This is a genomic window from Streptomyces sp. NPDC043726, assembly GCF_056436565.1.
The window spans coordinates 201,070-216,660 of sequence record NZ_JBWKCI010000013.1 but is presented as its reverse complement, the minus strand read 5'-3'; the positions used below and the strand labels follow the sequence as shown (position 1 = coordinate 216,660).

Sequence of the window (15,591 nt, the reverse complement as noted above, 5' to 3'; positions counted from 1 at the left end):
GACGGGTGTTCGAGCGCCGCTAAGCGATGCGCCGGTCGGCCGCGTCGAGCACCCGGGTCACCCACTGGTCGACGGGAAGACCGTGCGCGGCGGCCGCTTTCGAGTAGTAGTCCAGTTGTCCGGCGGACAGCTCGATGGTGAGCGTGGTGACCTCTTGCCGCCCCTTGTCGACGCCCGCCGGCTCGGCCGGCCGGGGTGCCTGCCGCTGCTCGGCCAGACCGGCGCGGACCGCCCTGCGGAGTTCGTTGCGCGACCACTTGCGCTGTTCCGCGTTGCGCAGCCAGTAGTCCTGCTCCGGCGGCGACAGGCGGGTCACCTCGGCATGGTGGGCAAAGCTGAGACCGGCCCGCCGGCGGTGGGGCTCGAACCGCCGGGCCACCCAGGCGTAGTTGCGCAGCGTCTGGTAGTCGAGCCCGGTCCGGTCGATCGCCTCGCGGTAGCGCCGCAGCCCGTAGGTGGATTCTCCGAAGATCAGCCAGTCGGCCAGCCACCACGCCGAGGAATTCGTGAATTCCCGCAGACTGGCCCCGATCCGCTCCCAGGACCGCTGCGACAGATCCGGCGGGAAGGCCATTCCCGTCGTCCGCACCGTCGCCTGGTTTCCGACGAACGGAAGCACGACATCGCGCTGCGCCGCCCCACCGCCAGGACCCTCCGATCCCACTTCGTGACTGCTCGCGGTCGTCACCGCATGTCCCCCACAACCTTCATCCGCCTCAGCTCCTTTCGCTGGCCCGGCCGGTGTTCAGTCCGCCGCCATGGCCTCCCGCAGGCTCTTCGGGCGCAGATCGGTCCAGTTCCGCTCGACGTAGTCCAGGCATTCGGCCCTGGCCGCCTCGCCGAAGACCACGCGCCAGCCTCCGGGCACCTCGGCGAACACCGGCCACAGGGAATGCTGCTCCTCGTCGTTGACCACGACGTAGAAGCGGCCGTTCTCGTCGTCGAAGGGGTTCGTGCTCACTGCCACCGTCCTTACGGTCACGGGGTGACTCGGGATGGGAAAACAGGGTGGTTCGGGAGAGGAAATCGCCGGTGCCGGGCGAGTTCACCGGCGGCGTTGTCCTGTCGACGGGACACCCGGCATCCGCACTCGTCGGGGATGCCGCTGTCACGGTACGGGACCGTAAGACGCGCCCGTCAATGCCGCAAGGGCAGCAGAATCGGCGCACTCCTTCTCGCCCGTCCGAACCTGTATCCCTCCGGGGTTGTGTGCCACCATGACCGGGCGGTGGCCCGTGAATGGGCCCGCTCGAATTCGGGTTCACCCAATCTCCTGGCGCCGATGCGATCGAGAGCGCGCGCAGCCAATTGCAAGGCGACAGAAAGCTCATCGACGAACCTGCGACTGGTGATCAATGGCCTTGAAGTCAGAATCCGAGTACGCGACAGAACCCGACGACGACACACGGCGGTCGCTGCTGCGCCACATGCTGGTGGCGCGAGGCATCGACGAGGAGGCGCGCCGGCTGCAGAAGCAGGGCGCGCTCGACCTCTGGCTGTCGTGCCAGGGCCAGGAGGCCGCGCAGGTCGGCTCCGCGCTCGCGGCGGGCCCGGCCGCGACCGTCTTCCCCAGTTACCGCGAGCACGCGGTCGCGCTGCTGCGGGGCGTGGGGCCGGACGAGCTGCTCGCGCAGTGGGCCGGCCGCACGTTCTGCGGCTGGGACCCGCGCGGGCTGCGCTTCTTCCCCTACACGCTGGTCCTCGCCGCGCAGACACTGCACGCCGTCGGCTACTCGATCGGGCAGCGGCTGCAAGCGCTGGAGGACTTCGTCGTGGTGTACATAGGCGACGGTGCCACGAGCGAGGGAGACATGTCCGAGGCGATGAACCTCGCCGCCGTCGAGTCGGCGGCGGTGCTGTTCGTCTGCCAGAACAACGGCTGGGCCATCTCCAAGCCGGCCGAGGAGCAGATGCGCACCTCGGTGGCCGAACGCGCCCGGGGTTTCGGGATCGAGTCCGCGCGGATCGCGGGCCAGGATCCGGAGGCGGTGTTCTCGGCGTGCTCCCGGGCCACCGCTCATGTCCGCGGGCGGCGGGCGCCGTACCTCGTCGAGATACAGGCTGGCCGCTTCCACGGGCACAGCGGCTCCGACGCCCAGGAGGTGTACCGCAGCGCCGAGGACATCGCCCGTACCAGGGCCGCGGACCCGGTGACCGCCTATGCAACACGGCTGAGCGGCACGGGGGTGGTGGACGCGCGGTGGCTCGCCGACGTGGACGCCGAAGTACGGGAACTGCGCGAGCGGTTGGTCAAGGAGTACGCGTGATGGGTACCGTACGCTCCGCCTGTCTGGCGGAATCGATCAACGCGACCCTCGCCGACCTGCTCGCACAGGATCCGAGACTGCTGCTGCTCGGCGAGGACATCGGACGCCTCGGCGGCGTCTTCCGGGTGACCCGGGGTCTTCGGGACCGCTTCGGTGCGGACCGGGTGCGCGACTCGCTGCTGGCCGAGTCCACGATCGTCGGCCAGGCCGTCGGCATGGCGATGAGCGGCCTGGTACCGGTGTGCGAGATCCAGTTCGACGGGTTCACCTTGCTCGCGGTGAACCAGCTGGTGACCCAGGCGGCCCGGATCGGCGGCCGGTGGAACGGGCAGGTGAGCCCGAGCCTGGTGGTGCGGATCCCGACGGGCGGCGGATTCCGGGGCGTCGAGCACCACAGCGAGTCCAACGAGGCGCTGTTCGCCCGCTTCCCGGGGATCTCGGTGGCGTGTCCCTCCACGGGCGAGGACGCCGACCAGATCCTGCGGTACGCGGTGGCACTCGGTTCACCGGTGGTGATGTACGAGCCGATCCGCCTGTACTGGCGGCGCGACACGGCCGCCCGGGATCCCGAGCCGGCGAGGTCGCCGACGGCGGCCCGGGTGGTGCGGCGGGGCACCGAGCTGACGGTCGTCACGTACGGCGCGATCACCCACGAGGTGCTGGAGGCGGCACACACGCTCGCCCCCGAGGTGGACGTCGAGGTCGTGGATCTGCGCTGGGTGGCCCCGGTCGACATGGCGACGGTGCTGGAGTCCGTCCGCCGCACCGGGCGGCTGCTCGTCGTGCACGAGGGGTCGAAGGACGTCGGCATCGGTGCCGAGATCGCCGCGTCGGTGGCCGAGCAGGGCTTTGCCGCACTCCGCGGTCCGGTCCGCAGGCTGGCGCCGGCCCGCCGTGCCTATCCCCCGGCGGACTTCGAGAAGGACTACCTGGTCGGTGTGCAGGAGATCAAGGACGAGGTGCTGGTGATGACGAAGTGAGCGATTCCCTCGTGGACATGCGCGTCCCCGACTTCGGGCACGGCCTGGGCGAGGCCCTGCTGATCGAGTGGGTCGCCGGTGTCGGTGACCGGCTGGAGCGGGGGGACGCCGTGGCGGTCGTCGAGACCGACAAGGCCAGCACCGAGATCGTGGCGGAGCGCGACGGCAGAGTCGCGGTCCACTGCGCCACGGCCGGCACAGTCCTCAAGTCCGGTGAGCTGCTGTACCGGTTGGCGGCCGAGTAGTCCCCGCGCCCCGGGATCCGACAAGCCGGTCAACCGAACGGAGAGGGAACATGAGCGACATCGAAAGCCGTATCGCGGACACCATGCTGGCCAAACTGCGCGAGCGCGACCCGTCGTTGGGCCCTGAGGACCTCGCCCGGCCGGTCGGCGAGCTCGACCTCGACTCGCTCGACCTGGTCGAGCTGCACCAGCGGTTGGAGCGCGAGCTCCAGGTCAAGGGCGATCTCAAGGAGACCGCGGGGTTCGCCTTCCTCGACGAGTTCGCCGCCTACTTCGTGAAGCTGGCGAGCCGGGGATGAGCGCGGGCATCGTCGACATCGCCACCGCGAAGCCGGGCCGGCGGATCGACAACCACCAGTTCGCGTCGATCGGGCTCACCGACGAGTGGATCCGGCGCCGCAGCGGCATCGGGTCCCGCGCCTGGCTGCCGGACGAGACCCCGCTGGCGGAGGTGGCGGCGGAGGCCTGTGCGCCGATCGTGACCAGGACGCGCGAGCCTTCCGCGATCGACGCCCTGATCGTCGTCAGCACCTCGGTACGGCAGCGCATACCCGGTGTCGCGCAGAAGGTGGCCCAACTCGCGGGGCTGGGGCCCTCGGTGATGGCCCTCGACATGAACGCGGCCTGCTGCGGCTTCGTCTACGGCCTGGTCACCGGGCTCTCGCTCTGCGACGCCGGGCAGGCGCGGTCGGTTCTGGTGTGCTCGGTGGAGGCCATGTCCCGGATGGTGGACCGCACGGACCGGCAAACGGCTTGCCTCTTCGGCGATGGCTCCGCGGCCGTCCTCCTGGAGAACCAGGCGGACTTCAGGGGCTCTTGCCACGTGGCCGGCTGCGACGGCTCCCAGGAGGCGCTCATGCGGGAGACCGAGGCGGGCGGCATCGCTCTCGACGGGATGCAGGTGTACGACCGTGCCGTGCGTCGTATGTCCGAATCGGCGCAGTTCCTCTTCGACCACGGCCCCGCCCCGACCGCCCTGGTCGGCCACCAGGCCAACAGCCGCATCCTGGAACAGGTCCGCAGCTTCAGTGCCCACCTCGACGTGCCCTTCGTGAACCGGATCGAGAACTCCGGCAACACATCGTCCGCCTCGATCCCGCTGGCGTTCGCGGCGGAACTGGACGCCGGGGCGCTGCCCGCGACGGGCCGGCTCGGGGCCGTGGCCTACGGCGCCGGCGAGGCGTGGGGCGGGGTCGCGGTGGACTACCGGCTGACTGCCGTCCCGCTGCCCTGAGCGCGCGGTGAACCAGGGGACGTCATCGATCACAGGAGGTTGTCATCCACACACCAGAAGCCTGGGTTCTGCCCTCCGGCGCGACGGCCGGCTCCCATCGAGGCGGCCCCGGCGGGGCGCTGCGCCGCGACCGGTTCTCCTTCGGCCCGCTGGAGGAGGGCGAGGCGCTGGTGGAGCCGATCCTGGGCTCCTGGGAGGCCAACATGGACCACGCGCTGACCCGTTCACCGATCGACGTGTGCAGCAGCCGGGGCGAGGACTCGGTGGTCCTGGGTAACCTGGGCGTCGTTCGGGTGCTCGACGTGCGCCGGGGCGGCCGGGACCTGCCGGTCCGGGAAGGCGACCTGTGCCTGCTCATGCCGTTCGGCAAGCGCGACCGCTACGACTACGCCGAACTCGCCTATGCCTACGACTGCCCCGGCACCATAGGGCTGCTGGCCAGGCGGACCAAGATGGACGCGCGCCTGCTCCTGCCGGTCCCGGACGGCACCGCGCACTCGCTGGCCCAGTGGGCCGCGTACGGCCGCTACTTCACCGCCTGGGACAACTGGCAGAAGGCGTACGGCTGCTGGCGGACCCAGGTGGCCGACGACGATCCGGCCGGCCACCTGGTGTTCGGGTGGGGCGGCGGCGTGGCCTTCGCCGAGCTGCTGCTCGCCCGGCGGGCGGGGTTCCGGGTGGCGATGACGGCGGGCTCGGACGAGCGGCTCGCCCTCCTGCGGGAGCACGGCATCACCCCGGTCGACCGCCGACGGTTCCCCGACCTCTCCCTGCCGGGCCGGCGCGAACGCGCGGACCGGGAGCGGAGCCGGCGGCGCCGGACGTCGGTCGCAGCTTTCCTGGACCTCGTCGCCGACCTCAGCGACGGCCACGGGGCCTCGATCTTCGTGGACAACATCGGCGAGCCCCTGTACGACGTCACCCTCGCGGCGCTGGGCCGCGAGGGCGTCGTCACCACGTGCGGCTGGAAGGCGGGGATGCGGGTGTCGCATCTGCGGGGAGCCGAGTCCATCAGCCGGCACATCCATGTGAACACCCATGTCTGGCGGATGCCGGACTCGCCCGGCATCCGTGACTTCATGGATGGCGAGGGCTGGATAGCGCCGAAGGGATCCGACGTGATCTACGAGTTCGACGAGGTGCCCCGGCTGGCCGACGACTACGCGAACGACAGGATCGGCTCGTACTTCCCGCTGTACCGCGTGAACCCACTCTGACCCGCGGCAGCCGGCGGCAAGGGGCCGGCCCCGAGGCCCGCACCGGCATCGGGGCCGGCCGCTTCAGGAGCGCTCGCGGAGTTCCAGGGTGCAGCACTTGGCACCGCCGCCGCCCTTGAGCAGTTCTGTCATGTCGACGCCGATGGGCTGGAATCCGCGCTCCCGGAGCTGGCCGGGGAGCCGCTGGGCCTGTTGCGCGACGAGGACGTGAAGGCCGTCGGACACGGCGTTGAGACCGAATACCGCCGCGTCGGACGCGTCCGCGACAATGGCGTCCGGGAAACGCTCCGCGAGCAGCGCCCTGCTTTCCGGAGAGAACGCCTCGGGGTGGTACATGATTTCTTTCTCGTCGAGCACCGCGAGCGCCGTATCGAGGTGGTAATACCGGTCGTCGACCAGCGTCAGACCGAGTACCGGCTTCCCGAAGAACCGCGCCGCCTCGTGGTGCGCGTCGGGCTCGCTGCGGAAACCACTGCCCGCGAGGATGACGTCGCCCGCGCACAGGAAATCACCCTCGCCCTCGTTGACGAATTCGGCCTGCCGGGCTTCCCACCCGCGCGTCCGGAACCACTCCAGGTACGCCGGCGACTCCTCCACGCGCTGCTCGTACCGAAAGCGAGCGACCAGGGCACGGCCGTCCACGACCGTCGCACCGTTGGCGGAGTACACCATGTCCGGCAGCCCGGCGACGGGTTCGATCAGCTCGACGGTGTGCCCCAGGTCGACCAGCAGGTCGTGCAGCGTCTTCCACTGGGCGAGTCCCAGTGCCGTGGAAGTGGGGCGCGACGGATTCATCCACGGATTTATCGAGTACGTGACCTCGAAGAATGTCGGCTCGCACATGAGGTAATGCCGCGAACGAGCCTGCCGCTTCTCCACTCGAATCTCCTTCTCTTGGTCATCCCCTGCCGTCCTGGTGACAGGACAGTCCGCATATTGCGCCGAAATACTGCCCATAAGGATCGTGCGGAATACCCGTGCAAATCTCAGGCAGCGGGATAATCACACTTTGTTCAGTGGGTAAACATACTCTCGGAGCTGCGAAACTGGCCTCGCGGCGGTGAGAGGAGCCGAGGATGCGTGACGTACTGCCTGTTCTGGGCGGCTGGTACGCGGCCGCCGCGCCCTTCGGGCTCGCCACGGTCGTCGCGACGAGTCGCAGCGCGCCGCGCGATCCGGGGGCCGCGATGGCCGTGGGGCCGGGCGACGAGGTGGTGGGGAGTGTGTCGGGCGGGTGCGTCGAGGGGGCGGTGTTCGCGCTGGCCCAGGAGGTGGTGGCGAGCGGCGAGGCCCGCCTGGAGACCTTCGGGTACAGCGACGAGGACGCGTTCGCGGTGGGACTGACCTGCGGCGGCGAGATCACGCTGCTGGTGCGGGCCGTCACGCCCGAGTCGGATCCGGCCTTCGGCGCCGTCGCGGAGTCCGTCGCCGCCGGGGAGCCGGTCACCGTGGCGTCCGTGGCCGACGGACCCGCGCGGCGCGGGGCGAGCCTCGCGGTCTGGCCGGACCGGGTCCTCGGCACGCTGGGCGAGCCGGGCCTGGACGCGGCGGTGACCGCCGACGCCCGGGGTGAACTCGCCCTCGGCGTCACGGAGCTGCGCCACTACGGGCCGCACGGCGAGCGCCGCGAGGACACCGTCGCCGTCTTCCTGCACTCCTTCGCCCCGCCGCCGCGGATGCTGGTCTTCGGCGCGATCGACTACGCCGCCGCCGTCGCCCGGATCGGCGCCTTCCTCGGCTACCGGGTCACCGTGTGCGACGCCCGTCCGGTCTTCGCCACGCCCAAGCGCTTCCCGGCGGGCGTGGAGGTGGTCGTGGACTGGCCGCACCGCTATCTGAACGGCACCGACACCGACGGGCGCACGGTGATCTGCGTGCTCACCCACGACCCGAAGTTCGACGTGCCGCTGCTGGAGGAGGCGCTGCGCAGACCCGCCGCGTACATCGGGGCGATGGGCAGCCGCCGGACCCACGACGACCGGATGCGGCGGCTGGCCGCGGCCGGGCTCACCGGGGCCGAGCTGTCCCGGCTGCGCTCACCGGTGGGACTCGACCTGGGGGCCCGTACACCGGAGGAGGTCGCGGTGTCGGTCGCCGCCGAGATCGTCGCCCTGCGCTGGGGCGGCAGCGGGGCACCGCTGACCGTGACGGAGGGCACGATCCACCATCCGCCCGAGGTCGGCTGAGGAAGGATTCGTGGAACTGCGCCTCGAGCAGGTCCGGGGCACGGTGGGTCCGGTCCGGCGGAACGCCTGACGGAACCGGAGACGCCCCATGCTGCTGTGCCGGGGCAGGCGTCAACGCGGGGGCAGGCGGTGCAGTTCCACGTCCGTGAGGCTGCCGTCGGCGACCGACGCGGTGAGGTAGGTGCAGTGCGGCTGGCGGCGGCGGTCCGTGGGGGAGCCCGGGTTGAGCAGCCGCAGCCCGTTCGGGGCCGCGGTGTCCCACGGGATGTGGCTGTGGCCGAACACCAGGACGTCCAGATCGGGGAAGCGGGCGGCGCAGCGCGCCTCGCGGCCCTGGGCCGGTCCTGTCTCGTGGACCACGCCGAACCGCAGGCCGCCGAGGTCGGCGTAAGCCACCTCGGGGAGGCGGGCGCGCAGTTCGGGGCCGTCGTTGTTGCCGTACACCGCGATCAGCCGGCGGCTTCGGCGCTCCAGCAGGTCGAGGGTGGCCGTGTCGACCCAGTCGCCCGCGTGGATCACCGCGTCGGCCTCTCCGAGTTCGGCCAGGAGCGGCTCGGGAAGTGCGCGGGCGCGCTTGGGGAGGTGGGTGTCGGACATCAGCAGCAGTCGCACTCCGCCAGGCTACGGGCACACGCCCGGGCGGAGGTGGCAAGCGCCCGGGGGCGGGTTAGCATCGGGCGAGGCGCACCGTGCCGCACCCAGCAAGGCAGGCGACGACCCGAGGGGACTTCGAGCGCGATGCCGGTCAAGGTCAGCGTCATCGTTCCCGTGTACAACCCGGGACCGTACATCGAGGAGTGCGTCTCCTCGCTGCTGCGGCAGACCCTGCCCCCGGACGAGTACGAAGTGATCTTCGTCGACGACGGCTCCACCGACGACACGCCCGGCCGGCTGGACGAGCTCGCCGCGGAGCACCCGCGGGTGACGGTCGTGCACCAGGAGAACTCCGGCTGGGCGGGCAAGCCCCGCAACGTGGGCATCGAGGCCTCCCACGGCGAGTACGTGATGTTCGTCGACAACGACGACCACCTCGGCGACGAGGCCCTGGAGCGCATGTACGACTACGGCGTCGCCAACGGCGCCGACGTGGTCATCGGCAAGATGGCCGGCCGGGGCCGCGGAGTGCCGGTGGAGCTGTTCCGCCGCAGCCATCCGCGGGCCACCGTGGAGAGCGCGCCGCTGATCGACAGCCTCACCCCGCACAAGATGTTCCGCCGCGCCTTCCTCGACCGCATCGGCCTGCGCTTCCCCGAGGGCAGAAGGCGCCTGGAGGATCACGTCTTCGTCACCGAGGCGTTCCTGCGCGCGGACAACGTCTCGGTGCTCAGCGACTACGTCTGCTACTACCACGTCCGCCGCGACGACGACGCCAACGCGGGCTTCCAGCGCTTCGACCCGGTCGGCTACTTCAAGAACCTGCGCGAGGCCCTGGACGTCGTCGAGCGGTACACCGAGCCGGGGCCGGTGCGCGACCGGCTGTTCCGCCGCTGGCTGCGGGTGGAGATGGTCGAGCGGATGCGCGGCAAGAGGCTGCTGGCCATGCCCGCCGACTATCGCAAGGAGCTGTTCCGGGAGATCCACTCCGTGGTCGTCGAGCGCTTCGGGCCCGGCGTGGCGAGCGGTCTGCAGCCCACGCAGCAGGTGGTGGCCGCGCTGATCGCCGCCGACCGCTACGACGACGTGGAGGCGTTCGCCGAGTGGGAGGCGGGCGTCGTCCTCAAGGCCGTGCCCGAGGGGCTGGAGTGGGAGGACGGCGTCCTGCGGGTCTCCTTCGCCGCCGAGTACCACTCGGGCGGGGCGCCGCTGACATTCAGCGCGGCCGGCGGCGGCGATCCGCTCAAGGCGCCGCCGAAGGACGTCACCGAGGCGATCGCCTGGGTGGGCGCCGACACCGTCTCCCGGTTCGGCTCGGCCACCGCCGACCTGCTGCTGCGTCAACGCGCCAGCGCCGCCCAGTACTTCCAGCCGGCGCAGTTCACCCGGGAGACCGTGCCGACCGAGGAGCGGGGGCGGTTCCGGCTGGTGCTGCGGGCGACGGCGAGCGTGGACCCGGCGCGGGCGGCCGACGGCGCCGCGCCGGCGGGCGGGCTGTGGGACACCGTGGTCCGGGTGAAGCTGGGCGGCTGGACCAAGGAGTGCCGGCTCGCTCCGGCCCCGCGCACCGAGCGCCCCACGGCGTACGCCGGTGTCGTCGCCGGCCGGGTGGTGCTGCCGTACTGGACGGCCCGGCACAACTCGCTCGCCCTGGACGTCGACCGGGCGACCCGGAGCCTCGGGCTCGGCCGGATCACGCCGGAGGAGGTCACCGTCACGCACGACCGGCTCAGCGTCCCGCTGCCGCTGTACGTGCCGGACGGGACGGACGTGCTGCTGCGGCTGACCGCCAAGGGCAAGGAACTGGACGCGGCCGCCACGCTGTCCCCGGCGCCGCCCGGCGCGTCGGGTGCCCTGCTGACGGCCGCGCTCCCCGCCCTGGTGATGGGCGGCACGACCTGGCGCACGGCGCTCGGCCCGGTCCCGGACGGCCCCGAACCGCGGCTGCTGGCACTGCCGTTCGCGCTGCGCGCCGGGGCGCACGGGGTGCAGGTACGGCGCACACCCCGGCCGAGTGTGCTGCGCCGGACGGTCCGCAAGGTGAAGGCCCTGTTCAGGGCTCCACGGAGGTGACGGGGTGCGCGCACTGGGGATCGACGGGGCCTGGGTGCTGGAACCCAAGGTGTTCCCGGACGACCGGGGCAGCTTCCACGAGTGGTACCGGGGTGCGGAGTTCCGCGAGGCGACCGGGTACGACCTCACGCTCGCGCAGGCCAACTGCTCCGTCTCCCGGCGCGGCGTGGTGCGCGGGGTGCACTTCTCCGACGTGCCGCCCGGTCAGGCCAAGTACGTCACGTGTGTGCGCGGCGCCGTCCTGGACGTCGTGGTCGATCTGCGCACCGGGTCCCCGGCGTTCGGGCACTGGGAGGCGGTCCGCCTCGACGACGGGACCCGGCACGCGGTGTTCCTCGCCGAGGGCCTCGGACACGCCTTCATGGCGCTGACCGACGACGCGACCGTGGTCTACCTGTGCTCCACCGGCTACGCCCCGGACCGCGAGCACGGTGTCCACCCGCTCGACCCGGACCTGGGCCTGCCCTGGCCCGAGGGCGTGGCGCCGGTGGTGTCCCCCAAGGACGCCGAGGCCCCGACCCTGGCCGAGGCCCTGCGCACCGGTCTGCTGCCGTCGTACACGGACTGCGCCGCCCGCTACCGGCAGGTGCGGGGCGGTTAAAGGCGTTCCAGCGCCTGTCGCAGGGGGTCCCAGCCCCGGGAGCGGCGGACTCCGATGTTCCTGGCGCGGGCCAGGGGCCGCCAGAAGCTCGCCCCGAGCAGTTCCTCGGGGCGTACCGCTCCGGTGCGCTCCAGGATCGTCTCGGGCACCTTCTGCGGGTCGGGCAGGTCGTACTCGGCCACGATCTCGTCGTAGCGGTCGCGCAGGACCGTGTTGCGCGGGTTGGCGCCGAACACGACCAGCTGGCCGGTGGGTCGGGTGTCGACCAGGACCGTGACCAGGTCGGGGCGGTAGCGGGCGAGGATCTCGCTGAGCTTGTAGACGTCGCCGGTCCAGGCGCCGGTGTGGCGGTCGCGGGCGGCCTCGTCGATGTTGCGGGGCAGCATGTCGTCGAAGACGATCACGCTGGCCCAGTCGGAGTGCTTCTCGATGTTGATGAAGTCCCGCAGCGCGTACTCGAACAGGTGCATGCCGTCGATGAACGACAGGTCGAGGGTGGCGCGCCGCCAGTGCCCGAGCGGGCTGCGGCCCCGGCGCAGGTTCCGTACGGGGTGGCGGCCGCCCTTGAGGTGCGCGAGGGGGTTGGCGCGGGCGAAGAAGTCGTCGCTGGTGGCCTTCACCAGGTGGACGTCGCAGCGGATCTCGGTGACCACCTTGAACGCCGGGTCGATCGCGATGCTGGGCACCCTGGACAGCCGGAGGCTGCGGCCGTCGTTGACGCCGATCTCCAGGTAGTTGCGGTTGGCGGTGACCTTGTGCAGTTCCTTGAGGAACTCGTGGCGTTTCACGAAGGGGACTCCTTGCGGATGCGGGGAAGTGCCTCGTGCAGGGCGGTACGCCAGTCGCGCGGCGGCGGCAGTCCGAGCGTCCGCCAGCGGCCGTGCGCGAGGGCGCTGTACTCGGGGCGCGGCGCGGGCCGGGGCCAGGGCGTGGTGTCGGTGGGGCGCACCCGGTCGGGGTCGGCGCCGAGCAGCCGGAACACCTCCCGGGCCAGCTCGTACCAGGTGGCGTCACCGGAACTCGTGGCGTGGAAGACGCCGTTCACGTCCGGGCCGAGGCGCGGGCCGAGGTCGGCTATGCGCGCGGCGACGTCGGCGCTCCAGGTGGGCTGGCCGCGCTGGTTGTCGACGACGTCGACGGTGGGGCGGCTCGCCTCGATGCCGATCATCGTGCGGACGAAGTTCTTGCCGTGGACGCCGTAGAGCCAGGCGGTGCGCAGCACCGCGCTCGCCTCCGGGAGTTCTTCGAGCACGGCCTGCTCGCCCGCGAGTTTGGTGCGGCCGTAGGCGGTGCGCGGGGCGGGCGGGTGGTCCTCGGGGTACGGGGTGGTGCGGCCCGTGCCGGAGAAGACGTAGTCGGTGGAGAGGTGGACCAGACGGGCGCCGTGCGCCGCGCAGGCGCGGGCCAGGAGGCGGGGTCCGTCACCGTTGACGCGCAGGGCTTCGGCCTCGTTCGACTCCGCGTCGTCCACGGCCGCGTAGGCGGCGCAGTTGACGACGATCTCCGGCCTGCTCCGGGCGAACGCGCGCTCCACGGAGGCGGGTTCGGTGATGTCCAGGGCCGCGTGGTCCAGCCCGGTGACGTCGGCGCCGCGTCCGCGCAGCTCCCCGACGACGTCGTGGCCGAGCATGCCGCCCGCGCCGGTGATCAGCCACCTCATCCGTGCTCCTCGCCGGCCCGCCGCTTGAGCGGCTCCCACCAACTCCGGTTCTCCCGGTACCACTCGACGGTCGCGGCGAGCCCGGTGCGGAAGTCGTGCCGGGGCCGGTAGCCGAGTTCGGTGCGGGCCTTGCTCCAGTCGACGGAGTACCGCAGATCGTGCCCCTTGCGGTCCTCGACCCGGGTCACCCGCTCCCAGTCCGCCCCGCAGGCCTGCAGGAGCATTCCGGTGAGTTCCCTGTTGCTCAGTTCGGTGCCGCCGCCGATGTTGTAGACCTCGCCGGGGCGGCCCTTGGCGCGGACGAGTTCGACGCCCTGGCAGTGGTCGTCGACGTGCAGCCAGTCACGGACGTTGAGGCCCTCGCCGTAGAGCGGGACCTGGAGGCCGTCGAGGAGGTTGGTGACGAACAGCGGGATGACCTTCTCGGGGAACTGGCGCGGACCGTAGTTGTTGGAGCAGCGGGTCACCCGCACGTCCAGGCCGTGGGTGCGGTGGTAGGCGAGGGCGAGCAGGTCGGAGGAGGCCTTGGAGGCGGAGTACGGCGAACTGGGCCGCAGCAGGTGCTCCTCCGCGGCGGAGCCGGTGTCGACCGAGCCGTAGACCTCGTCGGTGGAGATGTGCACGAAGGTCGACACCCCGCCCCGCAGGGCGCCCTCCAGCAGGGTCTGGGTGCCCACGACATTGGTCAGCACGAAGTCCGAGGCGCCGGTGATCGAGCGGTCCACATGGGACTCGGCGGCGAAGTGCACCACCTGGTCGGCCTGCCCGGTGAGCTTGCCCACGAGTTCGGCGTCGCGGATGTCGCCCTGCACGAACTCCAGCCGCGGATGGTCCAGGGGGAGGTTGTCGAGGCTGCCGGCGTAGGTCAGCTTGTCCAGCACGGTGATCCGCGGCGCGTCGGGCGCGTCGGAGGAGAGCAGCATGCGGACGTAGGCCGAGCCGATGAACCCGGCGGCACCGGTGACGAGGAGGTTCATGGATGGATCTGCACCTTGCTGTGGTCGCCGAGGACGAATCGATGGGCGCTGGGCACATGGTGCGCCGGGGTCACCTCGGCGTGCCGGCCGATCAGGGAGGACTCGATCCGCCCGACGCCGGCGATGGAGGAGTCCCGCAGCACGATGGAGAACTCCAGCTCGCTGTCGGTGATACGGCAGTTCTCAGCGATGGAGGTGAAGGGGCCGACGTAGGAGTTGTCCACGACCGTCCCGGAGCCGATGACGGCGGGCCCGACGATGCGGGAGTTGACGACCCGGGCGCCCCTCTCGACGACCACCCGTCCGACGGTCTCGGACGCCTCGTCGACCTCGCCGTCGATCCGCCGGTCGAGGCCCTCCAGAACGGTCCGGTTGACCTCCAGCATGTCGTCGACGTTGCCGGTGTCCTTCCAGTAGCCCTTGATGACCGTGCACCGGACGTCGGCGCGGGCGTCGATGAGGTGCTGGATGGCGTGGGTGATCTCCAACTCGCCGCGCCAGGACGGCTCGATGGCGCGCACCGCCGCGTGGATCGCGGGGGTGAAGAGGTAGACGCCGACCAGCGCGAGGTCGCTCCTGGGGTGCTCGGGCTTCTCCTCCAGGCCCACGACCTGTCCCGAGCCGTCGAGTTCGGCGACGCCGAAGGCGCGCGGGTCGGGGACGTGGGTGAGGAGGATCTGGGCGTCGGGGCGCTCGGAGCGGAACTCCTCGACGAGGGCGCGGATGCCGCCGACGATGAAGTTGTCGCCGAGGTACATCACGAAGTCGTCCTCACCCAGCCAGTCCCGTGCGATGAGCACCGCGTGGGCCAGGCCCAGAGGGCGTTCCTGGGGGATGTAGGTGATCTGGAGGCCGAACTTGGAGCCGTCGCCCACCGCGTCCTGGATCTCCGCGGCGGTGTCGCCGACGATGACGCCGACCTCGGTGATGCCCGCTTCGGCGATGGATTCCAGCCCGTAGAACAGCACAGCCTTGTTCGCAACCGGGACCAGCTGTTTGGCCGATGTGTGCGTGATCGGCCGCAGCCGGGTGCCGGCTCCGCCGGACAGCACGAGAGCCTTCATCTGGTTCACCATAGCGTCGTTTCGGCGTAACCGACCGGTCAGGTGTTAGGGCGGGCCACGCTGATGTCGCCCAGCGCGGACTCGGGGTCGCGCTCCATGGCCAGGTCGCCCAGGGAGACCATGCCCACGGGACGGCCGTGGTCGACGACCGGAATCCGCCGTACGGCGTGCTCGCGCATCAGCCGTACCGCCTGGACCAGTTCGTCGTCCGGCCCCACGGTGACCAGGTCGTCGCTGCACGCTCCGGCGACGGTGGTCTCCTCGGGGTCGCCGCCCTCGCAGACGGCCCTGACCACCAGGTCACGGTCGGTGACCAGGCCCTGCAGCCGGTCGTCGTCCACCACGAGGACGGCTCCGAGGTCCCGGTCGCGCATGATGCGGGCCACCGCCGCCACGGAGGCCTGCGGGCCCACGGTGGCCGGGGCGCCGGTCATGATGTCGCGGACGTGCTGAGTCATGACGTACTCCTTCGTCGGGGGTCGACGTCGTCGCG

At 71.4% G+C, this 15,591-nt stretch carries 18 protein-coding genes; 9 read left to right on the top strand and 9 right to left on the bottom strand.

All coding sequences use genetic code 11. From position 1 onward, the window contains the following. Positions 1 to 19: 19 nt before the first annotated feature. Positions 20 to 589: an LmbU family transcriptional regulator gene (locus AC068Z_RS33410; protein ID WP_478564227.1), complete on the bottom strand. Its 570-nt coding sequence runs from the start codon at positions 587 to 589 to the stop codon at positions 20 to 22. Between the two features lie 156 nt (positions 590 to 745). Continuing rightward, entirely contained in the window at positions 746 to 961 is a 216-nt protein-coding gene (locus AC068Z_RS33405) for an MbtH family protein (protein ID WP_478564224.1), read from the bottom strand. 400 nt (positions 962 to 1,361) lie between these two features. Here AC068Z_RS33405 and AC068Z_RS33400 point away from each other — a divergent pair, with 400 nt between their 5' ends. From AC068Z_RS33400 to AC068Z_RS33375, 6 genes are all read left to right on the top strand, one after another. Further along, the gene (locus tag AC068Z_RS33400) at positions 1,362 to 2,267 is read left to right on the top strand and encodes a thiamine pyrophosphate-dependent dehydrogenase E1 component subunit alpha (RefSeq protein WP_478564221.1); all 906 of its coding nucleotides are present in this window, start codon (positions 1,362 to 1,364) and stop codon (positions 2,265 to 2,267) included. Further along, the gene (locus AC068Z_RS33395) at positions 2,267 to 3,247 is read left to right on the top strand and encodes an alpha-ketoacid dehydrogenase subunit beta (protein ID WP_478564218.1); all 981 of its coding nucleotides are present in this window, start codon (positions 2,267 to 2,269) and stop codon (positions 3,245 to 3,247) included. The genes AC068Z_RS33400 and AC068Z_RS33395 overlap by 1 nt, the downstream gene beginning before the upstream one ends. Further along, positions 3,244 to 3,492, top strand: coding sequence for a biotin/lipoyl-containing protein (locus AC068Z_RS33390; protein WP_478564215.1), 249 nt, complete (start codon positions 3,244 to 3,246; stop codon positions 3,490 to 3,492). Before AC068Z_RS33395 ends, AC068Z_RS33390 begins: the two co-directional genes overlap by 4 nt. Before the next feature lie 50 nt (positions 3,493 to 3,542). After that, a complete protein-coding gene (locus tag AC068Z_RS33385) occupies positions 3,543 to 3,791 on the top strand; it encodes an acyl carrier protein (protein WP_478564212.1) in 249 nt (82 codons plus the stop codon). Next, positions 3,788 to 4,726: a ketoacyl-ACP synthase III gene (locus AC068Z_RS33380; protein ID WP_478564209.1), complete on the top strand. Its 939-nt coding sequence runs from the start codon at positions 3,788 to 3,790 to the stop codon at positions 4,724 to 4,726. The genes AC068Z_RS33385 and AC068Z_RS33380 overlap by 4 nt, the downstream gene beginning before the upstream one ends. Positions 4,727 to 4,896: 170 nt before the next feature. Continuing rightward, on the top strand, positions 4,897 to 5,943 hold the full coding sequence (locus AC068Z_RS33375) for a zinc-binding alcohol dehydrogenase family protein (RefSeq protein ID WP_478564206.1): 1,047 nt from the start codon (positions 4,897 to 4,899) through the stop codon (positions 5,941 to 5,943). 63 nt (positions 5,944 to 6,006) lie between these two features. On the opposite strand, the gene ddaH is transcribed toward AC068Z_RS33375, so the two are convergent. After that, positions 6,007 to 6,900, bottom strand: a complete 894-nt coding sequence (ddaH, locus tag AC068Z_RS33370; protein ID WP_478564203.1) for a dimethylargininase — start codon at positions 6,898 to 6,900, stop codon at positions 6,007 to 6,009. Positions 6,901 to 7,019: 119 nt separating this feature from the next. On the opposite strand from ddaH, the gene AC068Z_RS33365 reads away from it, so the two are divergent. Continuing rightward, positions 7,020 to 8,129, top strand: a complete 1,110-nt coding sequence (locus AC068Z_RS33365) for an XdhC family protein (protein ID WP_478564200.1) — start codon at positions 7,020 to 7,022, stop codon at positions 8,127 to 8,129. 111 nt (positions 8,130 to 8,240) lie between these two features. Here the strand turns inward: AC068Z_RS33365 and AC068Z_RS33360 are convergent, their stop codons facing one another. Continuing rightward, the gene (locus AC068Z_RS33360; protein WP_478564196.1) at positions 8,241 to 8,741 is read right to left on the bottom strand and encodes a metallophosphoesterase family protein; all 501 of its coding nucleotides are present in this window, start codon (positions 8,739 to 8,741) and stop codon (positions 8,241 to 8,243) included. Between the two features lie 126 nt (positions 8,742 to 8,867). Between AC068Z_RS33360 and AC068Z_RS33355 the strand changes: the two genes are divergently transcribed. Continuing rightward, positions 8,868 to 10,796 carry a glycosyltransferase family 2 protein gene (locus AC068Z_RS33355; protein ID WP_478564193.1) on the top strand — a complete coding sequence of 643 codons (1,929 nt, stop codon included), beginning with the start codon at positions 8,868 to 8,870 and terminating at the stop codon, positions 10,794 to 10,796. A gap of 4 nt (positions 10,797 to 10,800) precedes the next feature. Further along, positions 10,801 to 11,397 carry a dTDP-4-dehydrorhamnose 3,5-epimerase gene (gene rfbC / locus AC068Z_RS33350; RefSeq protein ID WP_478564190.1) on the top strand — a complete coding sequence of 199 codons (597 nt, stop codon included), beginning with the start codon at positions 10,801 to 10,803 and terminating at the stop codon, positions 11,395 to 11,397. Here rfbC and AC068Z_RS33345 read toward each other — a convergent pair. Genes AC068Z_RS33345 through AC068Z_RS33325 form a run of 5 tightly spaced genes read right to left on the bottom strand, consistent with a single transcriptional unit; the run spans position 11,394 to position 15,556 of the window. Next, a complete protein-coding gene (locus AC068Z_RS33345; RefSeq protein ID WP_478564187.1) occupies positions 11,394 to 12,185 on the bottom strand; it encodes a class I SAM-dependent methyltransferase in 792 nt (263 codons plus the stop codon). The two genes, rfbC and AC068Z_RS33345, sit on opposite strands and share 4 nt — an antisense overlap. After that, the gene (gene rfbD / locus AC068Z_RS33340) at positions 12,182 to 13,057 is read right to left on the bottom strand and encodes a dTDP-4-dehydrorhamnose reductase (protein ID WP_478564184.1); all 876 of its coding nucleotides are present in this window, start codon (positions 13,055 to 13,057) and stop codon (positions 12,182 to 12,184) included. Before rfbD ends, AC068Z_RS33345 begins: the two co-directional genes overlap by 4 nt. After that, positions 13,054 to 14,034: a dTDP-glucose 4,6-dehydratase gene (rfbB, locus tag AC068Z_RS33335; protein WP_478564181.1), complete on the bottom strand. Its 981-nt coding sequence runs from the start codon at positions 14,032 to 14,034 to the stop codon at positions 13,054 to 13,056. The genes rfbD and rfbB overlap by 4 nt, the downstream gene beginning before the upstream one ends. Then, on the bottom strand, positions 14,031 to 15,098 hold the full coding sequence (locus AC068Z_RS33330) for a glucose-1-phosphate thymidylyltransferase (RefSeq protein WP_478564178.1): 1,068 nt from the start codon (positions 15,096 to 15,098) through the stop codon (positions 14,031 to 14,033). Before AC068Z_RS33330 ends, rfbB begins: the two co-directional genes overlap by 4 nt. A gap of 38 nt (positions 15,099 to 15,136) precedes the next feature. Then, positions 15,137 to 15,556 carry a CBS domain-containing protein gene (locus tag AC068Z_RS33325; RefSeq protein ID WP_478564176.1) on the bottom strand — a complete coding sequence of 140 codons (420 nt, stop codon included), beginning with the start codon at positions 15,554 to 15,556 and terminating at the stop codon, positions 15,137 to 15,139. Positions 15,557 to 15,591: the final 35 nt, after the last annotated feature.

Bases quoted from the DNA above. Each gene is read 5' to 3' on its own strand.
- rfbB (WP_478564181.1), bottom strand. From the start codon at position 14,034: ATGAACCTCCTCGTCACCGGTGCCGCCGGGTTCATCGGCTCGGCCTAC.
- AC068Z_RS33365 (WP_478564200.1), top strand. From the start codon at position 7,020: ATGCGTGACGTACTGCCTGTTCTGGGCGGCTGGTACGCGGCCGCCGCG.
- AC068Z_RS33355 (WP_478564193.1), top strand. From the start codon at position 8,868: ATGCCGGTCAAGGTCAGCGTCATCGTTCCCGTGTACAACCCGGGACCG.
- AC068Z_RS33380 (WP_478564209.1), top strand. From the start codon at position 3,788: ATGAGCGCGGGCATCGTCGACATCGCCACCGCGAAGCCGGGCCGGCGG.
- AC068Z_RS33325 (WP_478564176.1), bottom strand. From the start codon at position 15,556: ATGACTCAGCACGTCCGCGACATCATGACCGGCGCCCCGGCCACCGTG.
- AC068Z_RS33385 (WP_478564212.1), top strand. From the start codon at position 3,543: ATGAGCGACATCGAAAGCCGTATCGCGGACACCATGCTGGCCAAACTG.
- AC068Z_RS33330 (WP_478564178.1), bottom strand. From the start codon at position 15,098: ATGAAGGCTCTCGTGCTGTCCGGCGGAGCCGGCACCCGGCTGCGGCCG.
- rfbD (WP_478564184.1), bottom strand. From the start codon at position 13,057: ATGAGGTGGCTGATCACCGGCGCGGGCGGCATGCTCGGCCACGACGTC.
- AC068Z_RS33395 (WP_478564218.1), top strand. From the start codon at position 2,267: ATGGGTACCGTACGCTCCGCCTGTCTGGCGGAATCGATCAACGCGACC.
- ddaH (WP_478564203.1), bottom strand. From the start codon at position 6,900: ATGGGCAGTATTTCGGCGCAATATGCGGACTGTCCTGTCACCAGGACG.